This is a genomic window from Amycolatopsis plumensis (assembly GCF_042652605.1).
Lineage (GTDB): Bacteria > Actinomycetota > Actinomycetes > Mycobacteriales > Pseudonocardiaceae > Amycolatopsis > Amycolatopsis plumensis.
In genome coordinates this window covers 1,198,911-1,208,420 of sequence record NZ_JBHSJY010000001.1, presented here as the reverse complement: position 1 = coordinate 1,208,420, position 9,510 = coordinate 1,198,911, and the positions used below count along the sequence as shown (strand labels likewise).

Annotated in this window: 9 protein-coding genes; 3 read left to right on the top strand and 6 right to left on the bottom strand. The window is 70.3% G+C overall.

The window, feature by feature from the left end; genetic code table 11:
- Positions 1–34: 34 nt before the first annotated feature.
- Positions 35–307, bottom strand: a complete 273-nt coding sequence (locus tag ACFPLC_RS05440) for a hypothetical protein (RefSeq protein WP_378235714.1) — start codon at positions 305–307, stop codon at positions 35–37.
- 271 nt (positions 308–578) lie between these two features.
- Here ACFPLC_RS05440 and ACFPLC_RS05435 point away from each other — a divergent pair, with 271 nt between their 5' ends.
- Positions 579–1,796, top strand: a complete 1,218-nt coding sequence (locus tag ACFPLC_RS05435; protein WP_378188813.1) for a methyltransferase domain-containing protein — start codon at positions 579–581, stop codon at positions 1,794–1,796.
- 140 nt (positions 1,797–1,936) lie between these two features.
- Here ACFPLC_RS05435 and ACFPLC_RS05430 read toward each other — a convergent pair whose 3' ends face one another.
- Genes ACFPLC_RS05430 through ACFPLC_RS05415 form a run of 4 tightly spaced genes read right to left on the bottom strand, consistent with a single transcriptional unit; the run spans position 1,937 to position 5,909 of the window.
- Complete coding sequence (locus tag ACFPLC_RS05430; protein WP_378188812.1) at positions 1,937–2,815, bottom strand: TIGR03621 family F420-dependent LLM class oxidoreductase; 879 nt, start codon at positions 2,813–2,815, stop codon at positions 1,937–1,939.
- Positions 2,812–3,666: an ABC transporter permease gene (locus ACFPLC_RS05425; protein ID WP_229902843.1), complete on the bottom strand. Its 855-nt coding sequence runs from the start codon at positions 3,664–3,666 to the stop codon at positions 2,812–2,814. Before ACFPLC_RS05425 ends, ACFPLC_RS05430 begins: the two co-directional genes overlap by 4 nt.
- A 16-nt stretch (positions 3,667–3,682) precedes the next feature.
- Positions 3,683–4,645: an ATP-binding cassette domain-containing protein gene (locus ACFPLC_RS05420; protein WP_378188811.1), complete on the bottom strand. Its 963-nt coding sequence runs from the start codon at positions 4,643–4,645 to the stop codon at positions 3,683–3,685.
- Between the two features lie 49 nt (positions 4,646–4,694).
- Entirely contained in the window at positions 4,695–5,909 is a 1,215-nt protein-coding gene (locus ACFPLC_RS05415; RefSeq protein ID WP_378188810.1) for a macrolide family glycosyltransferase, read from the bottom strand.
- 181 nt (positions 5,910–6,090) lie between these two features.
- On the opposite strand from ACFPLC_RS05415, the gene ACFPLC_RS05410 reads away from it, so the two are divergent.
- Both ACFPLC_RS05410 and ACFPLC_RS05405 read left to right on the top strand, forming a co-directional pair.
- Positions 6,091–6,684 (top strand): dTDP-4-dehydrorhamnose 3,5-epimerase family protein, encoded by a 594-nt coding sequence (locus ACFPLC_RS05410; RefSeq protein ID WP_378188809.1) that lies wholly within the window; start codon positions 6,091–6,093, stop codon positions 6,682–6,684.
- 41 nt (positions 6,685–6,725) lie between these two features.
- The gene (locus ACFPLC_RS05405) at positions 6,726–8,120 is read left to right on the top strand and encodes an NDP-hexose 2,3-dehydratase family protein (protein WP_378188808.1); all 1,395 of its coding nucleotides are present in this window, start codon (positions 6,726–6,728) and stop codon (positions 8,118–8,120) included.
- 115 nt (positions 8,121–8,235) lie between these two features.
- On the opposite strand, the gene ACFPLC_RS05400 is transcribed toward ACFPLC_RS05405, so the two are convergent.
- The gene (locus ACFPLC_RS05400) at positions 8,236–9,498 is read right to left on the bottom strand and encodes an activator-dependent family glycosyltransferase (RefSeq protein ID WP_378188806.1); all 1,263 of its coding nucleotides are present in this window, start codon (positions 9,496–9,498) and stop codon (positions 8,236–8,238) included.
- Between the last annotated feature and the right edge of the window lie 12 nt (positions 9,499–9,510).

The following is a 9,510-nucleotide window of genomic DNA, read 5'->3' as shown; positions in this document are numbered from 1 at the left end:
AAAGTTCTGCCGTGGTTAACCCGGGTGTGGGTGTTCAGACCCCTTTCTTTTGCTTGCGCTCGGCGCCGATGATCACCACGATGGCGATGATCAGCAGCAGGCCGCCGATGGCGAAGAGGGTGAACTGGGTGGTCTCCCCGTCCTTGAACAGCACCTTGGCCTCGAGGAACGCGGCGAGGCCGAGCGCCAGCAGCGCGTAGCCGCGGGCGAGGCCCTTGTTCGCGGCCGAGGACTTGCGCGACTTCTTCGTGACCGAAACCGCGCCGACGGAGCCCGCGAGCGCCCACAGGAAAATCAGGGCCAGCACGATGCCGCCGCCGACTCCCGCAATCAGTTGCCAACTCTCCAGGTTTGCCATGGAACCTTCCCCGAATTTCCCGACCGGTGTTACCTAGGGAAGTGACAGTACCAGAGTGAGCGCGGGTGTGGTTAATGAGTCACGGAGATGTTCCTGCCGACGGAAGAAAGTCGTCTCCATCTTCACTCCGGCACCCCCGCACCGGCCTCGCCGCCAAGGACACCTAGGGGCATCCTTAGAAGACGTTGAACGCCGGAACAGCGGGCTTTACGTTGATGACATGCCTGAATGTCGTACCTGCGGCGGCGCCCTCACCGAAGTCTACGACTTCGGTCGCCAGCCTCTGTCTGATGCCTTCCTCGAGCCCGACAAGCTCGAAGGAGAGTTCTTCTACCGGCTCGCCGTCGGCATGTGCGGTGCCTGCACGATGGTCCAGCTGATGGAGGAAGTCCCCCGGGACAAGATGTTCCACGAGGACTACCCGTACTACTCCTCCGGTTCGGAGGTGATGCGCAAGCACTTCGAGCACACCGCGCGGGACTTCCTCGACACCGAACTGACCGGGCCGGACCCGTTCATCGTCGAGATCGGCAGCAACGACGGCGTGATGCTCAAGGCGATCGCCGACGCCGGCGTCAAGCACCTCGGCGTCGACCCCTCCGGCGCGGTCACCGAACGCGCGCGCAGCAAGGGGATCCGCACGCGCACCGCCTTCTTCGAGGAGTCGGAAGCGCTGGCCGTCGTCGCGGCCGAAGGCAACGCCGACGTCATCTTCGCGGCGAACACGATCTGCCACATCCCGTACCTCGACTCCATCTTCCGCGGCGTGGCCGCGCTGCTGAAGCCGAACGGCATCTTCGTGTTCGAGGACCCCTACCTCGGCGACATCGTCGAGCGCGCGTCGTTCGACCAGATCTACGACGAGCACTTCTATCTCTTCACCGCGCGGGCGGTGCGCAACATGGCGCGCCGGTTCGGCCTGGAGCTCGTCGACGTCGAACACTTCGGCGTGCACGGCGGCGAAGTCCGGTACACGATCGCCCGGCAGGGCGCCCGCGAGCCGAAGCCCGCCGTCGAGGAGCTGCTGGCCGAGGAGGACGCGCGGGGCCTCGCGCAGCTGTCCACCCTGGAGGAGTTCGGCCTGCGCGTCACGGCCATCAAGGACGACCTCGTCACCCTGCTGACCAAGCTGCGCGACGAGGGCAAGCGGGTGGTCGCCTACGGCGCCACCGCCAAGAGCGCGACCGTGGCGAACCTGTGCGGGCTCGGCCCGGACCTCGTCGAGTTCGTCTGCGACATCACGCCGCAGAAGCAGAACCGGGTCACCCCGGGCAGCCACATCCCGGTCCGCGGCCCGGAGGCCTTCCGCGACCCCTACCCCGACTACGCGCTGCTGTTCGCGTGGAACCACGCCGACGAGATCCTCGCCAAGGAGCAGGAGTTCCGCCGCAACGGCGGCAAGTGGATCCTCTACGTGCCGGACGTCCACACCGTCTGAAGCACGGTTCTTCCCCGCTGCGGCGGCCCGGCCCGGGACCACCAGGGCCCGGCCGCCGCAAACCCGTTGCCAGCGCGGACAGAACGCGCACGCGCCGGTGGGGTGATCGCAGCAGCGATCACCCCACCGGCGTTTTGCGTTCAGCGGACGGCTTCGATGACCTTGCCGAAGTTCTCCATGGAGTTCTCCATGACGGTGGTGTGGGAGATCCCGTAGCGATCGCGGATCTCGTGCAGCTTCGCCGCGATGTCCGCGGGCGTGCCCGCCAGGACCGTCGGTGCGCCGAGGAGCTCGTCCTCGGGGAGGTCGGGCCCGAACCGCCGGAGCCGCTCGATCGCCGAGCCGCGGTCGGTGGTCAGCAGGGTCGCCTTGGACAGCAGGTTGAGCTCGACTTCGCCGGCCCGGTCGCCGGCGCACGCGCGCACGTAGGCGACGCGCTCGTCCATCTGTGCGGCCGTGGCGATGGTCATCCGCCCGTGGGCGGGATCGAACTTCGCGCCGGTCAGGCCGACCACCTCCGCGTGGCGCGCGGCCAGGCGCAGCACCCGGTCGCCGTGGCCGGCGAGGAGCAGGGGCGGCCGTGGCCGCTGCACCGTCTTGGGACTGGCGGGATCGTCGAAGGTCCGCTCGATCTCCGTCACGGCCGACACGAGCCGTTCGACGCGGGTGCCCGGCGCGCCGAACGGCACGCCGACGGCGGTGAACTCCCACTCGACGTAGCCGGTGCCGAGACCGATCTCGAGGCGTCCGTCGGTGAACTGGTCGAGCGTCGCGAGGTCCCGCGCCAGCAGCGTGTGGTTGTGGAAGGCGGCGTTGAGCACGTACGTGCCGACCCGCGGCCGGGTCGTGTTCTCCGCGGTCAGCACCACCGACGGGAACGGCGAGGTGAGGTTGAGGTGGTCGGGGGCGGCGATGACGTCGTAGCCCAGGTCCTCCGCGCGGCGGCTCTTCGCGACCCATTCCGCGCGCGAGCAGCCCTCGGAGATCAGGACGACACCGAAGCGGAACGACCGGGTCACGCCGCCCGCCGCCGGAAACCACGCAGGGCCATGACGATCGCGAGCACGACGCCGGCGATCGAGACGAGCAGGGCCCACAGCGGGCCGCTCTCCAGCGGCAGCCCGAGGGCCAGCGAGCGCGAGGTGTCGACGGCGAAGGTGAGCGGGTTGACCCGCGCCACCGCGCCCATCCACTCGGTCATGCTGTCGATGGGGACGTAGGCCGACGAGGCGAACATCAGCGGCAGCATGATGGTCGCCCCGGCGACCTGGGTCAGCTCGGCGTCCCGGATCCAGGTCGCCAGCGCCATGAACACCCAGCTCAGCGACCAGCCGATCAGGACGGCCACCAGCCAGCACCCGAGCGTGCCGAGCACGCCCCCGGCCGGCCGGAAGCCGAACACGAGCACCGCGACGACGAGCATCACGCCCAGCTGGACGGCGTTGCGCACCGCGTCGGCGAGACTGCGGGCGATCACCACCGACGCCGAGGTGATGGGCAGCGACCGCAGCCGGGCCATCACGCCGTTCTTGACCTCCTCGACCATGCCCGCGCCGGAGTTGACCGCGGTGGTGAACGCCCCGATGACCACGATCGCCGGCATCAGGAAGTCCAGGTAGCTGATCCCGCCGGTCAGCTGGCCGGTGCCGGCGACGACCTTCGCGAACACCTGGGTGAACAGGAAGAGGATCACCATCGGCTGCAGCAGGCCGAGCAGCGCCGACAGCGGGTGCTGCGCCTGCTGCCGCAGCAGCCGTCCGGTCAGCAGTGCCACCTGCGTGGGGAAACCGGCACCGTGCCAGGTGCTGACATCGACTCCCGGCGGCGCGAGTTCGCCGGTCGTCCGCTGCCCCGTCGTCACCGTCGTCACGTTCTTGCTCCCGGGATCAGGCCGCGTTCGGCGCGGTGTGGGTGAAGGCCAGGTACACGTCGTCCAGGCGCGGTTCGACCAGCGCGAGCCGGCGTGGGGTCACGTCCGCGTCGTCGAGCGCCCGCACGACGCGGGCCAGATCGGCCGGGCTTTCCGCGGGCACCGAAAGCTCGGTCTCGGCGTCCTCGCCGGTGTCGCCGCCGGCGATCTGCGGGGGCAGTCCGACGTCCAGCAGGGCCGTGGTCGCCGCCGGGACGTCCGCCTCCGAGGCCAGCGTGATCGTCACCGTCCGCGTGCCGACCCTGGCCTTCAGTTCGGCGGGGGTCCCCGAGACGACGACTTTCCCCTGCGACAGCAGGGTGATCGAGTCGGCCAGCTGTTCGGCCTCGTCGAGCAGCTGGGTGGTCAGCAGCACGGTGGTGCCCTCGCGCACAAGGCGCTTGACGAGCTGCCACATCGTGATGCGGGCCGACGGGTCGAGCCCGGTCGTCGGTTCGTCGAGGAAGATCAGCTCCGGACGGCCGACGAGGCTGGCCGCGAGGTCGAGCCGGCGCCGCATGCCGCCCGAGTACGTCTTCGCGTACCGCTTCCCGGCCTCGACCAGGCCCATCACCTCGAGCAGTTCGTCGGCCCGCGCCCGCGCGTCCCGCTTCGAGGCGCCGAGCAGGCGGGCGATGAGCACCAGGTTGTGGAAGCCGGTCAGGTTCTCGTCGACGGAGGCGAACTGGCCGGTGAGGCCGATGCGCCTGCGGACCTGCGCGCCCTCGCGGACGATGTCGAACCCGGCGACGGTGGCCGCGCCGCCGGTCGGCAGCAGGAGCGTGCTCAGCATGTTGACCAGCGTCGTCTTGCCCGCGCCGTTGTGGCCGAGCAGGCCGCAGACGCTGCCCTTCGGCACGGTCAGGCTCACTTCGTCGAGGGCGTGCACGGTGCCGAAGCTCTTGCTGAGCCTGTCCACCTCGATCGCGAACTCGGTCATGGGGTCCGGCCTCCTCCCGGGTGCCGCACCCGGTTCTCGTCGTCGTGGGTCACGCGGTCGCCCCGGCCAGGCAGCCTTCCAGCACGTCGGCGGCCTTGCCGGCTCCGCCCGCGTTGCGCAGGTGCGTGCGCATGGCGCGCAGCGCGGCGCGGCACCGGTCGTCGACCGCCACGGCGTCGACGGCCTCCACCAGTTCCTCGGCGTCCAAGGGCCCGGGGACGGTCCGGCCGAGGCCGAGCGCGGCGACCTGGCCCGCGATCACGTGCTGGTCGACCTGCTGCGGCACGCACACCATCGGAACGCCGGCGTCGAGCGCCTCCATGACGCTGCCCATGCCCGCGTGCGTGACGAAGACGCCGGCGTGCCGGAGGACGGCGGGGTGCGAAACCCATTGGCGGGGCTCGACGTTCGCCGGCAGCGGGCCGAGATCGGCCGGGGCGATCGCGGAGCCGAGTGTCATCACGACGTGCCACCGGGTGCCGGCGAACGCCTGCGCGCACCGCTTGAAGAACTCGACGCGGCCGGGGCTGTAGGAGGTGCCGAGCGAAACCAGCACCACCGGGCGGCCGTCCGGCGGCGTCCAGCCGCCGGTGTCCGGCTCGTCCTTCCCGAAGCACGGCCCGACGAACGCGAACCGCGGGTCGAACTCGGCGCCGAAGGGCTGGAACTCCCGCGGCGCGAACACGATGTTGGGGCCGTGCTCGGCCCCGAAGCCTTCGATGTCGACGTCGCCGAGCCCGAACCGGTCGAGCAGTTCCTGCTGGCGCAGGAAGAACTCGACGAGCGCCGGGTCGTCCGGCTGCAGGGTGGGCCGGCTCGCCGCGTGCTTGTCCTGCTCCCGGCTCATGGAGAACCGTTCGCTGGAAGCGATCGTCGGCACGGTCTGCACGACCGGGCGGTTCCAGGCCTTGGCGAGGATGCGCGCGGTCTCGGACGCCGCGTGGTCGTGTACGAACAGGTCGGGGACGTCGCCGGTGAACCGGTCGAGCGCGGCCGGCAGCGACGAGAGCGCCTCGGACACGAAGCTGGTCACCATTTCGGTCATCGCGGCCCGGGTCCCGGCGCCGGAAAGCCCCTTCTCCCAGGGAAACGTGGAGTCGTAGGGCAGGACGGCCGCCCCGGTGGCGGCCACCTGGCCGGCGAACCGGTCCGCGACCGCGTAGGTGACCCGGTGCCCGCGCCCGACCAGTTCCGCCACGACCGGCAAAGTCGGCGCGATGTGGGCGTACGCCGGGAAGCTGAAGAACGCGATGTGACCGGTCATCGGTGGTCGGACCCTCGTTTCGGGAGAACGGGCGTGACTGATCGCCTGGGCCTGCGATCACCTGCCATGGTCGGGCATGCGCGCCCGCCCGGTGGCCGGCGGCGGGCCAGTCCTAGTCGATTCCCCATTGTTCGACGGCGATGGCCGCCGCACCCCGGATGCCGACCTAGGGTCGGGCGTCGTGAAAGCACGCCAGCTGTCCATTTCCGGCGCCGTCGAGTTCACGCCCGTCGTGTACACCGACGACCGCGGAACGTTCGTGTCGCCGTTCGAGGAGCCGGACTTCAGTGCGGCGACCGGACGGCCGTTCGAGCTGTCGCGGACGATCCACAGCACTTCCCGGCGCGGTGTCGTGCGCGGCATCCACTTCACCGCGATGCCCCCGGCCGGCTACAAGCACGTGTTCTGCGCGCGCGGCCGCGCCCTCGATATCGCGGTCGACCTGCGGGTCGGCTCGCCGACGTTCGGGGAGTGGGACGCCGTGGAGCTGGACGGGGAGTCGTTCCGCTCGCTGTACCTCGCGGAGGGGCTCGGCCACGCGTTCGTCGCGCTGGAAGACGACACCGTGATGTCGTACCTGTGCTCGACGCGGTACGTGCCGAGCGAGGAGCTCTCGATCAGCCCGCTCGACCCGCGGATCGGGCTGCCCATCCCGGCGGGCACCGAGCCGCTCATGTCCGAACGCGACACGGCCGCGGTGACCCTCGACGAGGCCGCCGCCCGCGGGATGCTGCCGGACTACGAGCGGTGCCGCGCGCTGTTTCCGCTGCCCTGAAAACGTTGACCGCATCGAAGCCGGTGCGACGAGGAGCTCAGATGACCGACGCCACCACGATGCTCGCACCTCCGCCTGTCGACGACGAGCCGGCGATCGCCGAACGGATCGCGAAGTCCGTGTCGTGCGCCGACGGGAAGGTGCTGGGCCTCGACGAGTTCCACCGGTGGTTCGCCGCCTGCGCGGAACGCAACTACACCGCCGTCGAACGGGTTCCGCTGGACGAGCTGACCGGGTGGTCCACCCATCCGGTGACCGGCAACATCGTGCACGACAGCGGGAAGTTCTTCACCGTCGAAGGCCTCGACGTCCGCATGCCCGACGCCGCGGTGCCGTCCTGGACCCAGCCCATCATCAACCAGCCCGAGATCGGCATCCTCGGCATCCTGGTCAAGGAGTTCGACGGCGTCCTGCACTGCCTCATGCAGGCCAAGGTGGAGCCGGGCAACCGCAACGGCGTGCAGCTGTCGCCGACGGTCCAGGCCACCCGCAGCAACTACACCCGGGTCCACCACGGCAAGCCGGTGCCCTACCTCGAATACTTCCGCGACCGCTCGGGCGACCGCCGCGTGGTGGCCGACGTCCGGCAGTCCGAGCAGGGCTCGTGGTTCCACCACAAGCGCAACCGCAACATGATCATCGAGGTGTCGTCCGAGGTCGAGGTGCTCGACGGGTTCTGCTGGCTGAGCCTCGGCCAGGTGCACGCGCTGCTGCACGAGGAAGACGTCGTGAACATGGACGCCAGGACCGTGCTGTCCTGTCTGCCCTTCGCCGGCGCGCCGGACAGCTCACGGATGCGCGACCTGCTCGCCTGGATCACCGAGGCCCGGACCCGCAACGACGTCTACGCCGACCGCATCCCGCTCAACGAGGTCACCGGCTGGCAGCGCGACGGGACGTCGATCCGGCACGAGTCGGGGAAGTTCTTCAACGTGATCGGCGTCGACGTCCGCGCGGGCGGGCGCGAGGTGCGCCGCTGGTGCCAGCCGATGATCGAGCCGATCGGGATCGGCGTGGTCGGCATGCTCGTGAAGCGGATCGACGGGGTGCTCCACTGCCTCATGCACGCCCGGGTCGAGCCGGGGTACGTCGACGTGGTCGAACTCGCCCCGACCGTGCAGTGCACCCCGGAGAACTTCACGGTGCTGCCCGCCGCGGCCCACCCGCCGTTCCTCGGCGAGATCCTCGGCGCGGGGCCCGCGCGGATCCGGTACGACAACCTGCTTTCCGAGGAGGGCGGCCGGTTCCACCACGCGCTGAACCGGTACGTCGTGGTCGAGACCGGGATCGACGTCCCGCCGGAGCAGTTCCCGGAGTACCGCTGGGTGTCGCTGCCGCAGCTGACGGACCTCCTGCGGCACAGCCACTACGTCAACATCCAGGCCCGCAGCATCGTCGCGTGCCTGCACAGCCTCCAGGGCACGGCGAACCGCTGACCCGGTCGTGAGTGGTAAGGAGGGTTAGAACCCTCCTTACCACTCACGACAAGCCGCGGCAGAGCATGCAGCAGAGGGCCGGACGGGAACGTCCGGCCCTCTTCTCGTCGCTGGGTCAGACGAGGCTGCGGTTCGAGCGGTGGGTGATGGTCAGGCGCTCCAGCTGCGGCACGATCTCCGCCGCCGACGGGGTGGTCATCATCTCGGCGCGCAGGGCCCCGGCGTCGGCGGCGAAGGACGGCTCCGACAGCAGCCGGAGCACGCCCTGCCGGACCTGCTCCGCGTCGGCCGTCGCCCCGTCTGCGAACAACGCGGCCCCGGCCGCGCTGAGGTTGTGCGCCACCGGCATCAGGTCGCCGTACCGGATGGGGAGCAGGAACTGGGGTACGCCGTAGTAGGCCGCGGTGATCCACGAGCCGTAGCCGCCGTGGTTGACCGTGACCGAGCAGCTGGGCAGCAGGGTGTGCAGCGGGACGAAGCCGGTGAGCCTGGTGTTGGCCGGCACCGCCGCCGCGGGCAGCTCCTCGGGGTCGAACGTGGCCAGCACCTCGACGTCGAGATCGGCCAGTGAGTCGAGCACCGTCCCGATCGGCAGGTAGCTCGAGTCCACGCCGAAGGAAGCCCCGGGGGTCAGGCACACCCGGGGCTTCTCCGGCGGCCGCAGCACCCAGTCCGGCGCGATCGACGGCCCGTTGTAGGGCGTGTAGCGCACCGGCACGCGGGGCACCGGGAGCGGCAGCTGGATGCGGGCGGGGAGCAGGTCGATGCTCCATTGTCCATTGAGGATCTCGTCGTCGAACTCGTGGCCGTAGCGGTCGAGGTACCCGCCGAGCCAGTCGCCGAGCGGGTCGATGCCGGCCCGCGCCGGGTCCCGCGCCCGCAGGTCGAGGAACGCCGCCCGGGTCGTCGAGTACACGTCGGCGGCCCACAGCAGCCGCGCGTGCGCGGCCCCGCAGACCCGCGCCGCGACGGCGCCGGCGAAGGTGAGCGGGTCCCAGACGACCAGGTCCGGCCGCCAGGACAGGCAGAACTCCACGAGCTCGTGCACCATCGAGTTGCTGTAGACGTCGAGGCCCATCCGCTCCTCGGTGGACTTGAGCAGCACCTCGTCCCAGCCCAGCACGTCGCTGGAGATCTCGGTCCAGGCCGCGTAGTCCTTCTCCAGCATCCCGTTCCGCTGCGCCTCCATGACGATGTCGTGCATCGGGTGGTCGACGCCGACGGGCACCGCGGTCAGCCCGGTGCCCGCGATGACCGGCGCCATCCCGGGATTGCTCGCCATCCGGACCTCGTGCCCGGCCGCGGCCATGGCCCAGCCGAGCGGGGCCATGGCGTAGACGTGCGATTTCTCGGACAGGGTCGCAAAGAGCACCCGCATCGGGGGTCCTTC

Bases quoted from the DNA above. Each gene is read 5' to 3' on its own strand.
- ACFPLC_RS05435 (WP_378188813.1), top strand. From the start codon at position 579: ATGCCTGAATGTCGTACCTGCGGCGGCGCCCTCACCGAAGTCTACGAC.
- ACFPLC_RS05420 (WP_378188811.1), bottom strand. From the start codon at position 4,645: ATGACCGAGTTCGCGATCGAGGTGGACAGGCTCAGCAAGAGCTTCGGC.
- ACFPLC_RS05415 (WP_378188810.1), bottom strand. From the start codon at position 5,909: ATGACCGGTCACATCGCGTTCTTCAGCTTCCCGGCGTACGCCCACATC.
- ACFPLC_RS05405 (WP_378188808.1), top strand. From the start codon at position 6,726: ATGACCGACGCCACCACGATGCTCGCACCTCCGCCTGTCGACGACGAG.
- ACFPLC_RS05400 (WP_378188806.1), bottom strand. From the start codon at position 9,498: ATGCGGGTGCTCTTTGCGACCCTGTCCGAGAAATCGCACGTCTACGCC.